Below are 18,804 nucleotides of genomic sequence, written 5' to 3' on the forward strand. Positions count from 1 at the left end.
CTTTGAGATATTTTCCCCCCTTTTGAAGCTACGGTGTACACACAAGTAGTAACTGCAAGGGTTTTAGGCGTTATAGACCCCTTAAACTATTGTCATTACGAGCGCAGCGATAGCGGAGCGAAGTAATCGCATAATCCCGTAATTCTTGCGATTGCTACCCTGCGGGAAGTCTTACGCCTACGTCGTTCCTCCTCGCAATGACAGGCTTCTAGAACGATCTCAAAACCGGAAACTAGACGACGAAACCAAACGTTGGGTAGGATTTCAAGACCTGTGTGTACACCGTAGCCTTTTGAAGGGGGGATCGAAACACTACTAGGGAACTTTATAAGACTTGTGTGTACACCGAAGGGAGTAGGGGGAGAAGGGAGACAAGGGAGAAATGTTTGTAAATCATTTAGGATTGCTATACAAACTAGCCACTTTCCTTACCCCACCAATCATTATTTTGAGTGTTTTGGTGGGGACGCAACCATTAGGATTTCGAGAACTGAGTTCGGCGGTATGTCGCATCAAAAAATGGTATGTACCAGATGCTTTAGAAAACCAGCAATCAGTTTTGATTGAACGATCGCCTGTGGGGTGTTGTCAAGATGACCTATCTTGTTTTGATGAATTAGCAGATAAAAAAGCTTTAATTACTTCTATTGACCGCAGTTTACAATATTTGCAAACTTCACGGGCGATCGCAGCTTATCAAAAATATCCCGTCACCGGAATTACACGCAATCGCGTCATCAAAAGTTTAACCAGATTCCGCGAACTGCTTTTAAAATCAAACTCTGCCAAAGAATTACACCAAGCCATTGAAAAAGAGTTTGTGTATTATCAATCTGTCGGCAAAGACCAAAAAGGTACAGTTTTATTTACCGCTTATTATGAACCACTGTATCTGGCTAGTCGCACTCCCACAGATGAATTTCGCTATCCCGTTTATCGATTACCTCCCGATATCAATTCTTGGCCGCAGCCCCATCCTACCCGTTTAGAATTGGAAGGTGCTGATGGTTTACAAGGGACAAAAGGCAAATTACGGGGATTAGAGTTATTTTGGTTCCGCGATCGCTTAGAACCATATATGATTCAAATTCAGGGTTCAGCGCGACTACAATTAACCGATGGTACTGATACAACAATCGGTTATGCAGGTAATACAGGTTACAACTATAAAAGTATTGGTCGAGAACTAGCCAACGATGGCAAATTGCCCTTACAGGGAATGACAATGCCCATTATCCTCGACTATTTCCAACAGCATCCCCCAGAATTAAATATCTATATCCCCCGTGATCCCAGTTTTGTGTTTTTTCAAGAAAACCACGGCGCACCAGCCCAAGGTTCAATTAATGTACCACTCACCGCAGAACGTTCCATCGCTACAGATAAGTCTCTCATGCCACCTGGGGCTTTAGCTTTGATTCGCGCTCCTTTTCCCTTTGTCCAAGCTAACGGCGAGATGGAACATCAGATTGTGAGCCGTTATGTGCTTGATCAAGATACAGGTGGAGCAATTAAAGGTGCCGGTAGAGTAGATTATTTTTTGGGGACGGGTAAAATCGCTGGAGAGCGTGCTGGTGTTACCGTTAGCAATGGGCAGTTGTATTACCTGTTACTCAAACCATAAAAAATTCCTAAAAATTCTGCACCAGGAACTCAAGCAATCATCTGCCGTCATTTTGGCTAATAGTCAGTATAAGACAGAGCTATGTTAGAGCCTGCTTTTATTGCGTGTATTTGATGGTTGTTTGAAGTGGAGTGTGTTTTCTGAGTTTATAGTTTTATCACAAATAATTTACTTGCCTTAATATTTGGCAAAAAAATGTGGAAAATCAAATCTGAAATAATGATTAATTCCCGTGTAGTTGATTATGTAAGTTTAACTTTTAATCACTACAACTAATGTTCGTTTATATTAGCAGCACCTTATCTTCGTACTTTAAGCGATCGCAGGTTATCTACAGAAAAACTTAGTGCTGACTACACTTCACTGTCAGGGGCGCATACGTCATGGATATTAACCAAATTTTAGCTGTATTTATTCAGTCGATCATGGGAGTCGCAAGTGTTCAGGATTTTAGTTGATGCCGATTTAATCTTAGATGCTTTGATAAATCGCAACAAATTGACAGAAGATGTCAGAGAATTACTCGATGGAGTGCATCCATCCATCAAGCTGTATTTAACAGATATTGGCTGGCAAAAAATAGCTGCTTATACTAGCCGCTTGCAAAACAGTCAAATTGCGGAAATAGTAATTGACTGGTTACGAGAAAAAATCAACATTTGTATTGTTGACCAACAAATTCTCCAAATAGCACGTTCATCACCATTAAGAGATTTTGAATCGGCTGTCGAATTTGTTTGTGTTGATGACCAACTTTTAGATGCAATTGTCACACATAAACCGGAGGATTTTGTAGAAGCACCGAATCAACTGTGGGTTTGGTCTGCGGCTGATTTATGGTTACGGGCTAATTTAGAAAGACAGTTACAAAAATGTCTTTGATGTGCCTATGAGCAGTCGTCAAATGCTTAATAGTGCTTATAAAAAAAGGCGTTAGGGCGAGATTTTTAAGAAAGATAGTTTAAAATAAAGTTTTTTTAGGGATTTTCTAGGCGCAGGTTTTTTTTGGTGCTAGGATCTAGCACTATATATCGAGATAAAAGTGCTGTAGCTGTGAAACAAAAGCCAAAACCGAGGATTGCTTTGCTTCGTGAAAGAGCAGGGCTTACCCAGCTTGAACTATCGCGTCTTGTAGGCGTAACTGAAAGCACTATTCAAAACTGGGAAAGCGGCAGAACTGGGACAGACCACATTGAAAGAATCATTAGGTTCTGCAAGGCATTAGATTGTCAAGTAGACGACCTAATAGAATATGTGAACGAACCATTAGAAGAACCTGTAGCCAAACCAAGTTCAATAAATGAAATACATCAGATTTTAGGTACTGAGGCTACCACCTCAACCTTAAATTCTGAAAGTGAAGTTGCTCCAAAGCACAAAGCCACGAGTAGCTAACATATTCTTTTTCTAAAAGGCAACAGGGAACAGGCTAAAAAGTCTGTAATTTTCTATGTTTGATGATTAGTTTTTTCTAATCTCATTCCTAACTAATATAAATTTCTTAGATAAACCGATGGGTCATCTGTCAAAGAGTTTTGGCGAGTGATGATCTATCGGTGATTTTTCGTCATTATTTGTGAGGACTTACGCAAAAAACGAAAAAATAAGGTTTTAGAACAGGGTACAGGGGTATGAGGGTGTAATACCAATTTGAAAAATGATTACAACAAATAGGTTACTGAAAAGCTCACCAGTAAGCAATTTCCCAATCCAAAATCCAAAATCTAAAATCCAAAATGGTATAAGTATTCAAAACCCTTTCACCCCATACCCTTTCACCCCTACACCCAATCTTGGTACGTAAGTCCTATTTGTGTTGCCATAAATTGTCTACTGTCACAAACTGATAGCCTTGTTGTAGCAATTGCGGAATTAGGATTTCTATTGTTGCGGCTACATCTTGTCCGCCACAAACGCCGTCATGCAAGACGATGAGTGAACCATTTTGTACTTGTTGTAGAACTCGCCGTACTACGGTGTTAATTCCTGGCCTTACCCAGTCTTCTGGGACAACACTCCACATGACGGGACGGTAATTCCATTGACGGAAAAATTTTAAAGTTTTGGGTGTAAATAAACCGTTGGGAGGTCGAACATCAACTACCTGTGAGGGGTTCAGGTTACAAGCGTTGTAAATAGCGGCTTGGGTTGTTTCTAAACTTTCCTTGAGTTCCTTGGGAGTCAGTAAAGGGAAAGAACGATGATCATAACCGTGTAAACCAATCCAATGGCCTCTGTCGCTGACGGCTTTAGCAACATCTGGTGAACGATTCACACAAGCACCCAACCAAAAAAAACTAGCTGTGATATTGTAGCGGTCTAAAACTTGTAAAACTTGGGGTGTGTATTGGGGATGGGGGCCATCGTCAAAAGTAAGTGCGATCGCCTTACAATTGCGATCGCCACTCCAAAGACAATCAGGAAAGCTCGGTTGAAGAATCCGATAGATTAAAGGAAACGAGAAAGCAAACTGCATTACTAATTTTTCGTAGCTTTCCCCAGTCTAGTCTCAATTTAACGATTTAAGGTGAGCCACGAAATCTACATGAAAAGCCTTACCTTGAAAATCTTCTGCTGATGCTTCAAATAACCCTGAAACAGAAAATCCTTGCTGCTGCAACCATAATCGCACCCACTCTAAAAGTTCTGCTTTGGAAAAATCCTCTGTCCTGACTACAATTTCTGTTCCATCAATAAGATAAGAATTATCACCAAGTTTTTTCAACAACTTCTTTTCAAACTCATCAAAATCAGATTCATCTTCTAGATTATTTGGATTACCTAAAGCATCTAGAGTTAACCAGAGAGCTTCGTCATTGTAACTACCATCATCTGGAAGTAAGTAAACATCTTCCCAGATTTGACGTTCTTGCTCCCAGATATGAGGGATGTAGTACTTCCAATTCATATTTGAGACTTTAGAGACAATTTATACATTAAATCTTAAGTAGTGGACAGACACAGAGAAAAAACCTTTGCGCCTTTGCGCCTTTGCGTGAGCATTTCACTGCACCAAAGCTCTAACATCATTTGCCGAATCTAATTGTAATGCGGTAGCAACGATCGCCTCGGCTTGAGCTACAGTTAATTTTGCGATCGCTTGTTTAATGATCCCGATAGCTTGGGGATTAACGCTCAATTCATCTAACCCCAAACCTAATAATATTCCGGCGGCGCTTGGATCTGCGGCTAATTCTCCACATAATCCTACCCAAATTCCGGCGGCGTGGGCTGCTTTAACAGTTCGTTGAATCATTCGCAATACAGCAGGGTGTAAGGCATCGGCTAAATACGCTACTCTGGGGTTAGTGCGATCGCCTGCCATGACATACTGACTTAAATCATTTGTCCCAATACTGAAAAAGTTAACTTCCGCCGCTAAGTTATCAGCGATGGCGACAGCCGCCGGGACTTCAATCATTACACCCACTGGGAGATTTTCATCAAAAGAAATACCAGCTTGCCGCAATTGTGCCTGTACTTCCCCTAAAATTGCCTTAGCTGCTCGTACTTCTGTGACACTAGCAATCATCGGGAACATCACCTTAATTTTGTGTTCCGCACTGGCGCGTAAAATGGCTCTTAACTGAGTTTTAAATAAATCTGGATGATCTAAACAAAAACGAATCCCCCGCCAGCCTAAGAAGGGGTTAGCTTCAGAAAAGTTGAATCGCAAATAAGGTAATGGCTTGTCACCGCCAACATCAAGGGTGCGGATAATTAGCGGACGGTTATCTAAAACTTGGGCGATCGCCTGATACACTGCTAGTTGTTCTTCTTCTGTGGGTGCGGTGTTTCTCCCTAAATACAAAAACTCCGTCCGCAACAGTCCCACACCTTCCGCACCACCAGCCACCGCCGCTTGGACATCTGCAATACTACCAATATTGGCGAGGATATTGATTTGTTTGCCATCACGGGTAATTGCTGGTTGATGCGCCTTGGCGAGTGCTTCTTGTTTAGCAGTTTGCCAAGCTTCTCGTTTAGCCTCCAATGCACCGAGAATATCTGCTTCTGGTTCTACCCAAGCTTTACCGCTTTCACCATCCAACGCCATCAAAGTACCATCTTGCAAGCGCAGCACTTCAGGATTGACACCCAAAACGGCGGGAATCCCCAATGTCCGCGCAATAATGGCGCTGTGGGATGTAGCACTTCCTGACACTGTACAAATACCGAGTACCTTACTGGGGTCTAACCCGGCTGTATCGGAAGGTGTCAAATCTGTGGCTAGTAAAATTGCAGGTTCGGCAAGGTACAAACTACTAGCAGCACTTCCGGCTAACAGTCGCAGCACTCTTTGTCCCACATCCACCACATCTTCGACACGTTCTTTTAAATACGCATCATCTAAAGTGCGGTAGGAAGTTGCAACTTCATCCACTGCGGCTTGCCAAGCTGCTTCGGCATTGAGGTGATGTTCCATGATGCGTTGCTGTACAGTTTCCAACAACACAGGGTCTTCTAAAAATAGTAAATGAGCATCAAAAATAGCGGCTTCCGTGTCACCGATTTGCAAAGTTGCTTGGGAAAAGATTGTCTGAATTTCTTGTTGTGCGGTGTGAATAGCTGCTTGTAAACGCTGCAATTCTGCTTCTGGGTCGTTGACGTGGTATTGTGTTACTGTCACCGGAGCAGGTTGATAATGAATTACAGGTGCGATCGCAACTCCGGGAGAAGCCGCAATTCCTGAAAGTTCGCCATGAGTCGCTGCTGTTGCTTCTGGCTGGACTGCTGGCGGCAAGACAACAGCTGTATTATCTTCACCAAAGTTATTCGCAAATAAAGTTTGTAATGCCGCTAGTGCTGCATCTGCATCAATACCAGTCGCAGTAATTAAAACTTCATGTCCTTGACGCACTCCCAAAGTTGTCACTTGGTTAATACTGTCACCCCGAACAACGGCAGTATTTCTGGTTAAATTCTGCACATGAATGCGAGATTGAAATTTTGCGGCTGTGGCGACAAACTGCGCCGCCGGACGCGCATGTAAGCCTAAACGATTGCTCACAGTCAGCCGAATTTCTCGATTCGGATAAGCAGTACTTGTTATTGCTTGTGTATTAATGCTGCTAACAAATGTTGTATTAGTAATGCCTAATTGTGTGGCTTTGGCGTTTAATGCTCCTCTGGCTTCTGCTATTACCTGCTGGATATTTTTACCTATAGCGGCTGCAACGGTAGCGGCGATCGCACCTTCAACCAATGGTGCTTCACAGAGGTATACTTTTTCTTGGTGTGCTTCTGGCAGAAACTCCACAGCCATTTCTGCATTCATGACCGCACTACCAAGATCCATCAATACTAATACACCATCATCGCTAAATACAGATGCGATCGCCTCATAAATCTTCAGCGCATCCGTACCAAGTGGGTTTTCCGCATCATCAATACCAGCCGCCACCGCAATCGCAACTTTGCCCTGAACCATTTGTGCAGCAAGTTCCTGCACACCCAGAGCCAATTGTTTACTATGAGAAACGATAACTATTCCGACCACTGCAACACCATCAACCTTGTTGAGAGTCTGAGATTGAGCAAGCTACTCGTTGCAGTCCAAAATAACATCAATATTTCATTTCCCTTACAATTGTCCAGAAATCTTTAGAATGAGGCGTTGTATCTGGGGGAGGGATGCGAGCAGAGTTGATTAAAACTTACGCAATAACTCTCTCAAACTCTTATAACTTCGTGTCCTACCCTGCGGGAAGCCGCTATCGCGTCTATGCGTCCTTTGCGGTTCATTTTTTTATACTTTTGCGTAAGTCCTGTTTATATTCAGAAACAAACTAAAGTATCAATAGCATGGCTAAGATTAAATTTAACTAGCTCTATTTGCGGCGATAAACATCTTTACGATGACTAATTTTAACGACTTTAACTATTAATAAATCATCTTTAATCTCGTATAATATACGATACTTACCCACGCGAACACGATAGGTATCTTCTTCACCCTCTAACTTAACCACGCCATTAGGACGAGGATTGTTGGATAACTCTTGAATTTTTTCTTCAATTTTAACTTTAATATCTTCAGGTAGCTTTTTTAATTGTTTAGCTGCCCTGGTTGTAATTTCTATTTGATAAATCATGCACTCTCTTGCTTATATTGCTCCCAAGAGATAGTAGTATCATTTTTCGCAGCATAAATATCTTGAATATCCTCTTCATCTTCATTTTTACGAATTTTTAGTAACTCTAAAACATCTTCTAAAGTGTCGTCATAAGCTTGTTCTAATTCTTCATAAATAGCTTTGAGTAATGCTTGTCTAGTTTTTGTCGGTTGCATGATATACCTCATTACTTGCTTTTTATCGCTGATATTTACACCATTATTATGGTCTTTCTCTAGTTTACCAATAGATTTAGAATATCTAGTTGCGATCGCACTGAAAATAGTAGTTATATAAACTACAGTCTGATTCTTAGCCTTAAAAAATCTGGTATCTTCGATAGCAAGCGATGACTAAAGCTAAACATCTTAGATACATCAACATTAATATTGTGGAAAAACAGCGTACTGCCCATGTCTCAAAAGGCATTTGGTGAATGGCTACTAAAATAAAACCTAACCACCAAAAGAGCAATGTATATATATTACTAGCCTGAATAATAAATTTCATCCATTTAGGACATTGTGATGAAGTGATTTTCCAAGTGCTATCGCTTTCCCTTTGTTCAAGATATGTGTCTCTGTCAGAATTACCATATTTCATCTGACGGTTAATATACCAAATGAAAAGTGACAGCAATATTATTCCTAACTGTAAGCAACTTAGTACAACTCCAAAGGAGTTTAAATCAATGACTGAGAGCAACAAAGACAATATATGTACTATCAAACTACTAATCAGTCCGACTGTGGCATAAATTTTTAAGAATTTTAGAGCAACACTTAAATTAAACGATGCCATACATAAATTAGCTAAAATACAGGTTTTTCTTCACTTATTCTTCCACCACTTTTATCAAATCTTCAATTGTCACTTCAAAAGAAATGGTAGGTTGGGTGAAGCGACAGCGTAACCCAACAAAATTTTGATTATGTTGGGTTTCATTTCATTCCACCCAACCTACACATCTGAACCTCTCTCTACGTAGGAACTTTTACAATTGAAGCGATCGCACTTACCAAACGAGTAAAACGTTCTTCTCTCAATTCATCTATACAGGCATTAATATCAAAGTTAGCTGGTAATTCTGCGTCTACAACTAAAACACCGATTTCTTGAAGAAGTCGGAGATTTGAACCATTATCAACGCCGCCTCGTCCATAGAAAATTAATTTTTTAGATGGGAATCCAGTCTAGTTTATCAATCCACTCTTCTGCTTCTGTCACTTGCCAGATGATATAAATTGTTTCTGCCCAGCTACTAAGATTACCACTAGAACGTAACCAAACTAGCCCCCAAATATGCCCTCCATCACTCCAGTGTTTTTCTAAATGTCCAGGCATACTTTTACGATTGTCTGTAATTAATAACCTTTCGGATAATTCTAGATACTTTAATATATCTGGATCAAGTGTACCTAATGGTGGTGCATTGGCCTCGCCTACACGTAAAATATCTATTGTTGAATCAAAGCGCAAAACGGCAGTCTTTAGCTTAGGTGGCAAATTTTCATCTAAAAGAAAACGTATCTTCACGCGCGGTTGAGTAACTCCTGTTCACGTTGTGCTTTAAATGCTTTTAAACGTTGCATTAAAGGAGAAGGATTAGCTAAAGATTCTTGATAGCGTTGTTCTTGCCACTTAGATAACCGCAACATATAAGCATCTATTTCTGTACGATTTTGCAGGTAATAGGTAAGCGTCGCGTAAATTTTTTCCAAATTAAGAGAAGGCAATTCTTCTAGAATCTCCTCTGACGAATATCCTTGCAGGTAATATTGAATTACATGATCAATGCCAATGCGATGTCCTTTAATTCGGATGTCATCTGGATTTAGAAATTCAAAATAATCTTCTAGTTGCATTTGTTTACGAGTGATTAAAGAAATGGTAGCCTTGATGATGTTGGGTTCCATTGAATTCCAACCAACATATACCTTTATTTTATTCTATCTACAAACAGCGATCGCCTACCATAAAACCATCGTATCTTGATTGTTGATGAGAGCGATCGCCTACCATAAAACCATCGTATCTTGATTGTTGATGAGAGCGATCGCCAAGCGCAAAACCATTTTTTGCTACGTAGGGACTTGTACAATTGAAGCGATCGCACTTCCCAAACGAGTAAAATGATTTGGATTTAATGTTAGTAAAATATCTACTTGGGCTTTTAATGCAGCTTGAGCAATTAAAGCATCGAAAATAGCGCCACCAGGAAGGTTTAAAGTTGCCATTTGAGCGATCGCATTTTGATAATCTTGGACAACTAGTGGAACTCCTTCTAAATACTGTAGTATATCTACAACTATGCTTTGAGCTTGTTGAGGACTGATACGTGGTTGAACAGGTAAGCGTGTGATGACAGAATATGTTTCAGCTAAACTGTGCGTTGAAATAAACCCTTGAATTTGCCCAGATTTTGCAGATTGAATCTTAGTAAAACAAACCGAATGTTGTGGGTGATTGACAATTATTGCAGGAACTAAGGCTGAAGTATCAAACAAAACTTTCATTAAACTATTTGTTCTTGAATGCGTTCTTCTCTCAATTCATCTATAAAAGTATTAATATCAAAGTTTGCTGGTAATTCTGCGTCTACAACTAAGATTCCATCTTTGCGATAGAGGTTTGCTTGGTTGAGGTTGGGTTGAGTATCTTCTGCTAGTTTTTGCTGACTGAGAGTTGCAATTTTTTCTGTAATGGCTTGCAAGATAAATTGCTCAGTTGATATTCCCTGACTGTTTGCCCATTTTTCAATCTTTTCTTGTAGTTGGGGCGGAAGGTTCATAAATATTGTTGTGATTTTGTCATGACTATGAACTAGGGTAGCATTGCGATTCGCCTACTGCAAAACCATCGTATCTTGATTATTGATGAGAGCGATCGCTTCATAAACCAATACGGTTCAGTTAGTACAGTTTGAACATTGAAGATCCCCCTAAATCCCCCTTAAAAAGGGGGACTTGAAGAAAAATTCCCCCCTTTTTAAGGGGGGCTAGGGGGGATCTGAACCTCTCGCATAATTACGAATTACGAATTACGAATTAATTTTTTAGCCAGTTGCCACAATAAATAAAACGGTAAAATTAATATTACTAATAATAATTGGAAAAACTTACCTAACCACCGTTGCCAAATAGGAACGGGAGTTAACTGGCGTTGCAGAATTGCCAAATTTTCTCTCACTGTCACTGTATTGGGATGATTATCCCCTAACACTCGTTGCAACATCGCCAAGGCTTCAATGTACAAAGGTTCGGCTTCACCATACCTGCCTTGGCTTTCGTAAAGTGCAGCTAAACTGTTCAAGCTAGTAGCGACATCGGGATGATCACCAACAAATAGGCGCTGTCTCATCGCCAAGGCTTCAATTAACAAAGGTTCGGCTTCACTATACCTGCTTTGGCTACCGTAAAGTAAGGCTAAATTGTTCAAGCTAGTAGCGACATCGGGATGATCACCAACAAATAGGCGCTGTCTCATCGCCAAAGCATCAATGTACAAAGGTTCGGCTTCACTATACCTGCCTTGGCTAAAGTAAAGTAAGGCTAAATTGTTCAAGCTTCTAGCGACATCGGGATGATCAACAACAAATAGGCGCTGTGTCATCGCCAAAGCTTCAATGTACAAAGGTTCGGCTTCAATATACCTGCCTTGGCTAAAGTAAAGTAAGGCTAAATTGTTCAAGCTTCTAGCGACATCGGGATGATCAACAACAAATAGGCGCTGTGTCATCGCCAAAGCTTCAATGTACAAAGGTTCGGCTTCAATATACCTGCCTTGGCTAAAGTAAAGTAAGGCTAAATTGTTCAAGCTTCTAGCGACATCGGGATGATCAACAACAAATAGGCGCTGTGTCATCGCCAAAGCTTCAATGTACAAAGGTTCGGCTTCAATATACCTGCCTTGGTTTTTGTAAAGTGCAGCTAAATTGTTCAAGCTTCTAGCGACGTTGGGATGATCACTAACAAATAGGCGCTGTATCATCGCCAAAGCTTCAATTAACAAAGGTTCGGCTTCACCATACATGCCTTGGCTTTCGTAAAGCCCAGCTAAATTGTTCAAGCTTGTAGCGACGTTGGGATGATCACCAACAAATAGGCGCTGTGTCATCGCCAAAGCTTCAATGTACAAAGGTTCGGCTTCAATATACCTGCCTTGGCTAAAGTAAAGTAAGGCTAAATTGTTCAAGCTTGTAGCGACGTTGGGATGATCACCAACAAATAGGCGCTGTGTCATCGCCAAAGCTTCAATGTACAAAGGTTCGGCTTCAATATACCTGCCTTGGCTAAAGTAAAGTAAGGCTAAATTGTTCAAGCTTGTAGCGACGTTGGGATGATCACCAACAAATAGGCGCTGTGTCATCGCCAAAGCTTCAATGTACAAAGGTTCGGCTTCAATATACCTGCCTTGGCTAAAGTAAAGTAAGGCTAAATTGTTCAAGTTTGTAGCGACATCGGGATGATCATCAACAAATAGGCGCTGTGTCATTGCCAAGGCTTCAATGTACAAAGGTTTGGCTTCACTATACCTGCCTTGACTATCGTAAAGTAAAGCTAAATTGTTCAAGCTAGTAGCAACATCGGGATGATCACCTGTAAATAAAATTTGGCAAACATTGACGCATTCCGCATACTGATCTTCAGCTAATTGATATAGTCCTTGTCCCTGATAAAATCTTGCTACTCCCTCAAATACCCAAAATACTTCATCATTAGGTACTGATGCTGAGGAATTTATCTGTTGTTCTTTTGCTTGGGTTACTTCTGCAATTATCCGTTCTCCCAAGTCTTCAATGTGGGGAATAACATCTTTAACACGTTTGATATCTTCAGACGTTGCTGACTGGGGGAGGCTTTGAGCAACGGTTATCATTGCAGAAGCGAAAGTGGTTTCTAAAACCGGCTTTATCTTGCCAGCATTGACTAACTGTTCTTGCAAAAACCACCGCACTAAGGCATGAATTTTATAATATCCTTGGCTGTCTTCTACTTGTTGCAGCAAGTGACGTTTGTAGAGTTGTTTTTTTGCTTCGTTGATTTCAGTTGAATTACCCCACCCTAACCCTCCCCTTGTAAAGGGGAGGGAACTTTTCTCTGTTTCCACGGGGAGAGAACGAGACTTTTCAGTTTCCCCCCTTTCCACAGGGAGAGAATCAAACTCTTCAGTCTCCCCCTTTTCCACGGGGAAGGAATCAGACTCTCTAGTCTCCCCCCTTTCCAAGGGGGGATTAAGGGGGGTAATTTGACTAGTGTTTACATCATCACTTGCAGGAGGCTCATCTTCATCATCTCCACCAATCGCCACCCACACTACCAAATCCCATAAAATAGACTGGGGCGCAAATAAACTCAAAAATCTGCCTAGTTGTTGCGTCAGTGGTTCGAGTTCTTCCCAAGTTAAAGCAAAGGCGGCTTTCACTCCCAGTTGTGTTGAGTTGAGAGTTTCCCTGTCTTGTAATGCTGCTTCGGCTAACTTGCGTTGTTGCAATCGCTCCAACATTATATATAGATGTAAATCTGGGTCTTGTGCTAAATAAGCACCGACTAACTCTATCCCCAAAGGTAAATATTCTAAAAATTCACATATTGCATTTGCGGTTTCTGGTTGGTTGTCTACTCGCTTGTCTTTCCCCAACAATTTTTTTAACAGTTCTAATGCTTTCTCTGGTGAGAGAACATCTAAAGGAATTTCTTGAATCAAGTTTGGATCTAAATTTCGCAAGCGAGTTGTCACCAAAACCCGAAAGCGGTTATCGTTGGGGACAACTCCGCCCAGGTTGTCTAAGCTGGTGACATCATCAAAGACGATTAATATGGGTAAGTCAGTTTGGGGATATTGCAACCAACACCAAGCAACTTGTTCTTTCAAGGTTAACAGTCTTCCGCCTTGTTCTTGGGGTATCTCCAAACCAAGTTGAACAAAAAAGCTCAAAACTTCCGCCGCGAGATTACTGGCTCTGTCATTAAACCAAACAATACCGCCATAATTATTTTGATATTGTTTGGCGTATTGGGTAGCAAGTTCTGTTTTACCTACGCCTCCCATTCCTGATATTGCGACATAATTACCACGCTGCAAGTCTTCATGTGCTTGTGTCAGTTCTGTTTCACGCCCGACAAAGTGAACAGAACCGCGTGGTATATGTTTTGTGGGAGTTAATTGTTTTTGTCCTTCTATAACTAAATTTTTAATGACTCCTTTCCCACCAGGAAAAATAACCTGACCAATTTTATCGCTTAACTTTTTAAAGTCTTCAGGCATATATGGTTAAGTGCATCAGTTGTCACACCCGCCTCAGAATTAATTCTAAGGCTAATAGCTAAAGTCTTCTGAAGAAGACTAGGAAGAAAGGTTTCAGTCTACTTGAGTAGACTTGCGCTATTAGCCCGGAAATTTATTTCTGGGCGGGTTGGGGAAATAATTTAGAATATTAAATAAGATTAAAAACGCATATCTTGAACTTTACCTTTCCCACCCGACATCACAACTTGACCAATTTTGTCTGCCAATTTTGTTAAATTAGGTGCTGTCATGATGTCTACAAACTTGGGATTCGTCTCCGCTTGTGCTGCTGTCACCACTTCTTGTACAGCTTGCGCCACTTCAGGATCAGCCTTAGCCGCAGCTTCTATTTCAATTACAACATTGCCATAATCTAACGGTGTGGCTGGTGCTTTTTCAATCGCCGCTACAACATTCGGTGAGTGTTTTCTCAGCTTGACAAGCAACTCACCAGTTTTATTCCACAGGGTTTCGCCAACCATTTCACCTGTTCTTTCTAAGGCTTTGGTGGCGACTACAGACCCAAGTGCGATCGCCGCAGTAGTCAAAGGTTCCATGTGCTACTTTAATTTAGGTGCATCTTAATTTATTTAGAAATACACAGTTTTAGCGTTAAATTACGCAATTTAACTGAAATAATTTAGATTCAGACAAATTATATCATGTCCGCTTGATTACTTATAAAAACCGAAGAACCCCACCCCGCCAAAACTATGTTTTGTCTCCCCTCCCCGTGAACGGGGAGGGGTTAGGGGGTGGGGTGCAATGACTGTGGGAATCATAACTAATTAACCGGACATGATATTAAACCCTATCTTAGCTTGATAAGTTTGATAAAACAAAGCGTAACCCAACAAAAATTCGGCTATATTTTAATTATCTATTAGCAAAAAATGGTAATCAATATTTTAAATCTATGAACATTCAGCTTGTTGAATCTTTAGTTAATGCCATCAAAGCTTTATCTGTTGAAGAACAAGAACTATTGAAGCAAAAGTTAGCGCATAAATCTAATTGGCAAGATTTACGTACCAAAATTTTAACTAATGCTCAAGCTATCCAACAAAGATATAATGGTCAACCCTTTGAGCCAGATATTGACCAAATAATTTATCAAATGCGAGAAGAACGAGACCAACAATTGTTAGCAGATTAGTTACTCAGTCAAAAATAACTATGAATACAATATTTATTTGTGTAGATGCTAATTTTTTAATTAAATTAGTTACTTATACCTCAAAAACATCCCCATATTTAGCTTTGTGGGATAATTGGGAGCAGAACCAAGCTCAGATTATTGCTCCAACTCTTTTATGCTACGAAGTCACAAATGTATTTCATAGAATGCAACTGGCAAAACAATTATTGCAGACAGAAGCTCAAAAATGTATCAATAATGTTTTAAATTTATCTATTCAATTTTACAGTGATCAGCAACTTCATCAACAGGCTTGGGAAATCGCACAACAACTCAACCTCCCAGCTACTTATGATGCTCATTATTTGGCGTTAGCCCAAAGATTTCAGGCAAATTTCTACACAGGTGATAAACGTTTATTTAACAAAGTTCATTCTGTTTTGCCTTGGGTTCATTTAGTTGAATAATTCTTTGGGAAAGCTGCGCGTTAAGGGAGCATCCCACTTTTTTATGTGTTATTGCGAGGAACAAAGCAATCGCAAAATCTTACTATTTTGAACGAGTGCATGAGATTGCTACCCTGCGGGAAGTCTTACGCCTACGTCGTTCCTCTGGAGCGAGACGCTACGCGTAGCTTGTTTCTCCGAAGGAGTACGCAATGACAATTATCCTCTATGTGAAAACTAAAAACTGGGATGCACCCGCGCGTTAAGTTGTTTTACCAACTAATATTTAAAGTTGCTGTCGTTAGGACAAAAGATTCCGTCGTTAGGACAAAAGGTTCTGTCGTTAGGACAAAAGGTTCTGTCGTTAGGACAAAAAGTTCTGTCGTTAGGACAAAAGATTCCGTCGTTAGGACAATAAATCCAGTCCTTGACATCTAAACAAAATATATATTTCTAGCTTTTATTCTCTCTACTCCCGCACTTATTTTTAGCAGAGATATTACTGATGCACAAAATCTAAACACCACCAGATTTTGTCAAATATACTGACGCAAAATTTAATGCAATTAAGACAAACTAGCTTTAGCAAAGTTTATTAAGCAAATAATTATGTCTCAAAAAAGACGCACATCTCGCATTGTCGAAAAAGCTGAGTTGAGAGTATCTGGACTTAAGGCGATTGACCCAAATATGGATTTTGGCGATAATCGCAATCTACAAAATATGATTCAATTAATTGAGCAATATCGCGCTAAACTTAATGCTTATAATACGGCTCTTGTTGTCATAGATTCAACTAAACTTGAAATGGAACAATTGGAAAAAAGTTTAGGTGAATTAAATGATAGAATGCTAATTGGCGTTGCTTTTAAATATGGTAAAGATAGTGTTGAATACGAAATGGCTGGCGGTGTTCGCAAAAGTGAACGTGTTCGCAGGAGTTCTGTCAGTCGCTTAAAAGCCAGCACACAAGAAACTTCTAACACTACAACTGAAAACGCCTAAATTTCCGACTATAGATTGTTTTAAACGTAAGTAATAACCCAGCAAAAATTTCTGTTCACAAAAATATCCCCGATTTCTTTAAGAAGTCGGGGATATAACTTTTATTCAAGCACAAACTCGCCAATAATTTTGTTAATTGATATGACAAATATCACGCCCAGTCAACATAATTTATCTCTGTTAAAAACTTAAAATTACTAACAAAAATTTTTGCATTAGTAGTTGACAAGTATAAATTTATACTTTAGCATAAAAGACATGATAAAGGCGATCGCTCAATTCTCCAAAGAACAAAACGATCGCCATTATCTAAACTCAATACAGGATAAAAGCGATCGTCTGGTTCTGGCAAGAAGAGAGCGATCGCTTTTATAAAACTCAAATACAGGAGTTTCAACACAATGATGGCACAATTACTCAACTTCGCCCAATCTCAAATCGCCCTGTTCTTAAAACAAAACTTTCACTTCCCCACACCCAAGCAAATTCCCCAACAACCATTTCCTTTCCGGGAACCAATTAAACATTTGCTAATCGGTTCACCCAAAGCTGTGACTAGTACAATTCACTATTTGCAAGTTATCGGTTACGCCAGTGTGGGAGATTGGAGTCCACTGCAACCAACAGGTAATCCCGATGAAGTGATGAGCATTTTAACTCGTCAAATCTCGATACAGTAATCTAAATTTAAAGACGTTGCATTGCAACGTCTTTTTAACTCAGCACTCATCTTTAAGGTAGCCAATGGGGATGCAAGCCAATTAACGGTAGCTTTTCTGGTTTAATGATAGCCAAGACGGCATCAGCAGTAATGCAGCTTTTTCAGGTTGAGTGCAGTCATGACCTCTGGTTACTGAGTATGTGTAGGGTGTGTTAGGCGTAAGCCGTAACGCACCGAAAACTTTGCGGTAGATGCGTTCGCTGTCGCTAACACATCCTACTACGTACTGTCACCTGTCACCTGTCCCCTATCACCTGTTCTCATTTCAACAAAAAACCGAGAAACTGTTATGTTTCCCGGTTTATTTTTAATATTAAAACCCTCAGTTTAAGGAAACACAAAAGTGTCCCCTATAATTCTTTAGCTAAATTAAACTTTAGCAGCAGCCTTGGTGACAGCGTTTAATTCACCTTTAGCATACTTAGCAGCAAACTCTTCCAGAGAAACTTGTTTAATCTTGCTTGCGTTACCAGCAGTACCAAATTGCTGATAGCGTTCAGCACAAACCTTCTGCATATATGTAATAGAAGGCTTGAGGAAGTGACGGGGGTCAAATTCCTTGGGATTTTTTGATAAAGCTTCACGCACAGCTGCGGTGATAGCCAAACGGTTGTCGGTGTCGATGTTCACCTTACGAACACCACTCTTGATACCTTTTTGAATTTCTTCTACAGGTACGCCGTAGGTTTCAGGAATAGCACCACCGTACTCATTAATCAAAGCGATTAAATCTTCAGGTACAGAAGAAGAACCGTGCATTACCAAGTGGGTGTTAGGTAGACGACGGTGAATTTCTTCAATGCGGCTGATAGCCAAAATTTCGCCAGTTGGTTTGCGGGTAAACTTGTAAGCACCGTGGCTAGTACCAATAGCTACAGCCAAAGCATCTACTTGGGTTGCTTCTACAAAGCTAACAGCTTCATCGGGGTCAGTTAGCAGTTGAGAATGGTCAAGAGTACCTTCAAAACCATGTCCATCTTCAGCTTCACCCGCGCCGGTTTCCAAAGAACCCAAGCAACCGAGTTCACCTTCTACACTTACGCCCAAAGCATGAGCTACATTCACAACTTCGCGGGTAACACTAACGTTGTACTCGAAGCTGGCAGGGGTTTTAGCATCAGCTTCTAAAGAACCGTCCATCATCACGCTAGTGAAGTTGTTCTTGATAGCTGAGTAGCAGGTAGAAGGAGCATTACCATGATCTTGGTGCATGACAATGGGAATGTGAGGATAGGTCTCTACAGCAGCCAAAATCAGGTGGCGCAGGAAGTTTTCACCTGCATAGTTACGAGCGCCACGGGAAGCTTGCAAAATTACGGGGCTATCTGTCTCGGCAGCAGCCTTCAGGATTGCCTGAATCTGCTCCAAATTGTTAACGTTAAAAGCTGGGATGCCGTAACCGTTCTCAGCTGCGTGATCCAAGAGCAGCCGCAATGGTACAAGCGCCATAGATAGTCCTCCTAATG

At 40.6% G+C, this 18,804-nt stretch carries 23 protein-coding genes; 8 read left to right on the forward strand and 15 right to left on the reverse strand.

Going from position 1 to position 18,804, the window contains the following annotated elements:
* Positions 1-382 precede the first annotated feature (382 nt).
* The 3 genes from H6G77_RS28900 to H6G77_RS28910 all read left to right on the forward strand — a co-directional run bounded on the left by H6G77_RS28900 (position 383) and on the right by H6G77_RS28910 (position 3,019).
* Complete coding sequence (locus H6G77_RS28900; RefSeq protein ID WP_190873401.1) at positions 383-1,624, forward strand: murein transglycosylase A; 1,242 nt, start codon at positions 383-385, stop codon at positions 1,622-1,624.
* Positions 1,625-2,062: 438 nt separating this feature from the next.
* Positions 2,063-2,506 carry a hypothetical protein gene (locus tag H6G77_RS28905; protein ID WP_190594564.1) on the forward strand — a complete coding sequence of 148 codons (444 nt, stop codon included), beginning with the start codon at positions 2,063-2,065 and terminating at the stop codon, positions 2,504-2,506.
* Between the two features lie 171 nt (positions 2,507-2,677).
* Entirely contained in the window at positions 2,678-3,019 is a 342-nt protein-coding gene (locus tag H6G77_RS28910) for a helix-turn-helix transcriptional regulator (protein WP_062298591.1), read from the forward strand.
* 412 nt (positions 3,020-3,431) lie between these two features.
* Here the strand turns inward: H6G77_RS28910 and H6G77_RS28915 are convergent, their stop codons facing one another.
* The 5 genes from H6G77_RS28915 to H6G77_RS28935 all read right to left on the reverse strand — a co-directional run bounded on the left by H6G77_RS28915 (position 3,432) and on the right by H6G77_RS28935 (position 7,916).
* Positions 3,432-4,100, reverse strand: a complete 669-nt coding sequence (locus H6G77_RS28915; protein ID WP_190873402.1) for a polysaccharide deacetylase family protein — start codon at positions 4,098-4,100, stop codon at positions 3,432-3,434.
* 33 nt (positions 4,101-4,133) lie between these two features.
* On the reverse strand, positions 4,134-4,532 hold the full coding sequence (locus H6G77_RS28920) for a hypothetical protein (RefSeq protein WP_190675245.1): 399 nt from the start codon (positions 4,530-4,532) through the stop codon (positions 4,134-4,136).
* A 96-nt stretch (positions 4,533-4,628) separates the two neighbouring features.
* Positions 4,629-7,124 (reverse strand): phosphoenolpyruvate--protein phosphotransferase, encoded by a 2,496-nt coding sequence (ptsP, locus tag H6G77_RS28925; protein WP_190873403.1) that lies wholly within the window; start codon positions 7,122-7,124, stop codon positions 4,629-4,631.
* Positions 7,125-7,455: 331 nt separating this feature from the next.
* Complete coding sequence (locus H6G77_RS28930; RefSeq protein WP_190873404.1) at positions 7,456-7,719, reverse strand: type II toxin-antitoxin system RelE/ParE family toxin; 264 nt, start codon at positions 7,717-7,719, stop codon at positions 7,456-7,458.
* On the reverse strand, positions 7,716-7,916 hold the full coding sequence (locus H6G77_RS28935) for a hypothetical protein (RefSeq protein WP_190594559.1): 201 nt from the start codon (positions 7,914-7,916) through the stop codon (positions 7,716-7,718). Before H6G77_RS28935 ends, H6G77_RS28930 begins: the two co-directional genes overlap by 4 nt.
* Between H6G77_RS28935 and H6G77_RS36375 the strand changes: the two genes are divergently transcribed.
* Positions 7,915-8,037: a hypothetical protein gene (locus H6G77_RS36375; RefSeq protein ID WP_277877377.1), complete on the forward strand. Its 123-nt coding sequence runs from the start codon at positions 7,915-7,917 to the stop codon at positions 8,035-8,037. The genes H6G77_RS28935 and H6G77_RS36375 overlap by 2 nt on opposite strands.
* A 21-nt stretch (positions 8,038-8,058) precedes the next feature.
* Here the strand turns inward: H6G77_RS36375 and H6G77_RS28940 are convergent, their stop codons facing one another.
* From H6G77_RS28940 to H6G77_RS28980, 8 genes are all read right to left on the reverse strand, one after another.
* Positions 8,059-8,541 (reverse strand): hypothetical protein, encoded by a 483-nt coding sequence (locus tag H6G77_RS28940; protein ID WP_190873405.1) that lies wholly within the window; start codon positions 8,539-8,541, stop codon positions 8,059-8,061.
* A gap of 375 nt (positions 8,542-8,916) precedes the next feature.
* A complete protein-coding gene (locus H6G77_RS28945; RefSeq protein WP_199331687.1) occupies positions 8,917-9,246 on the reverse strand; it encodes a hypothetical protein in 330 nt (109 codons plus the stop codon).
* Between the two features lie 26 nt (positions 9,247-9,272).
* Positions 9,273-9,656 (reverse strand): DUF433 domain-containing protein, encoded by a 384-nt coding sequence (locus H6G77_RS28950; RefSeq protein ID WP_242048618.1) that lies wholly within the window; start codon positions 9,654-9,656, stop codon positions 9,273-9,275.
* A 23-nt stretch (positions 9,657-9,679) separates the two neighbouring features.
* Entirely contained in the window at positions 9,680-9,841 is a 162-nt protein-coding gene (locus H6G77_RS28955) for a hypothetical protein (RefSeq protein ID WP_190675251.1), read from the reverse strand.
* Complete coding sequence (locus tag H6G77_RS28960; RefSeq protein ID WP_190873407.1) at positions 9,822-10,256, reverse strand: PIN domain-containing protein; 435 nt, start codon at positions 10,254-10,256, stop codon at positions 9,822-9,824. Before H6G77_RS28960 ends, H6G77_RS28955 begins: the two co-directional genes overlap by 20 nt.
* The gene (locus tag H6G77_RS28965; protein ID WP_190873408.1) at positions 10,256-10,531 is read right to left on the reverse strand and encodes a hypothetical protein; all 276 of its coding nucleotides are present in this window, start codon (positions 10,529-10,531) and stop codon (positions 10,256-10,258) included. The genes H6G77_RS28960 and H6G77_RS28965 overlap by 1 nt, the downstream gene beginning before the upstream one ends.
* 242 nt (positions 10,532-10,773) lie before the next feature.
* The gene (locus H6G77_RS28970; protein ID WP_242049337.1) at positions 10,774-14,007 is read right to left on the reverse strand and encodes a tetratricopeptide repeat protein; all 3,234 of its coding nucleotides are present in this window, start codon (positions 14,005-14,007) and stop codon (positions 10,774-10,776) included.
* A gap of 179 nt (positions 14,008-14,186) precedes the next feature.
* Complete coding sequence (locus H6G77_RS28980; RefSeq protein ID WP_190873409.1) at positions 14,187-14,585, reverse strand: hypothetical protein; 399 nt, start codon at positions 14,583-14,585, stop codon at positions 14,187-14,189.
* 359 nt (positions 14,586-14,944) lie between these two features.
* Between H6G77_RS28980 and H6G77_RS28985 the strand changes: the two genes are divergently transcribed.
* The 3 genes from H6G77_RS28985 to H6G77_RS28995 all read left to right on the forward strand — a co-directional run bounded on the left by H6G77_RS28985 (position 14,945) and on the right by H6G77_RS28995 (position 16,617).
* Positions 14,945-15,184, forward strand: coding sequence for a hypothetical protein (locus tag H6G77_RS28985; RefSeq protein ID WP_190594551.1), 240 nt, complete (start codon positions 14,945-14,947; stop codon positions 15,182-15,184).
* Positions 15,185-15,204: 20 nt separating this feature from the next.
* A complete protein-coding gene (locus H6G77_RS28990) occupies positions 15,205-15,633 on the forward strand; it encodes a type II toxin-antitoxin system VapC family toxin (protein WP_190873410.1) in 429 nt (142 codons plus the stop codon).
* Positions 15,634-16,221: 588 nt separating this feature from the next.
* Positions 16,222-16,617: a hypothetical protein gene (locus H6G77_RS28995; RefSeq protein WP_190594550.1), complete on the forward strand. Its 396-nt coding sequence runs from the start codon at positions 16,222-16,224 to the stop codon at positions 16,615-16,617.
* 244 nt (positions 16,618-16,861) lie between these two features.
* On the opposite strand, the gene H6G77_RS29000 is transcribed toward H6G77_RS28995, so the two are convergent.
* Entirely contained in the window at positions 16,862-16,999 is a 138-nt protein-coding gene (locus H6G77_RS29000) for a hypothetical protein (protein WP_206758063.1), read from the reverse strand.
* Positions 17,000-17,018: 19 nt separating this feature from the next.
* On the opposite strand from H6G77_RS29000, the gene H6G77_RS29005 reads away from it, so the two are divergent.
* Positions 17,019-17,297: a hypothetical protein gene (locus H6G77_RS29005; protein WP_190594548.1), complete on the forward strand. Its 279-nt coding sequence runs from the start codon at positions 17,019-17,021 to the stop codon at positions 17,295-17,297.
* Between the two features lie 410 nt (positions 17,298-17,707).
* On the opposite strand, the gene fba is transcribed toward H6G77_RS29005, so the two are convergent.
* Positions 17,708-18,787 (reverse strand): class II fructose-bisphosphate aldolase, encoded by a 1,080-nt coding sequence (gene fba, locus H6G77_RS29010; protein WP_190594547.1) that lies wholly within the window; start codon positions 18,785-18,787, stop codon positions 17,708-17,710.
* Between the last annotated feature and the right edge of the window lie 17 nt (positions 18,788-18,804).

The organism is Aulosira sp. FACHB-615, assembly GCF_014698045.1.
Lineage (GTDB): Bacteria > Cyanobacteriota > Cyanobacteriia > Cyanobacteriales > Nostocaceae > Nostoc_B.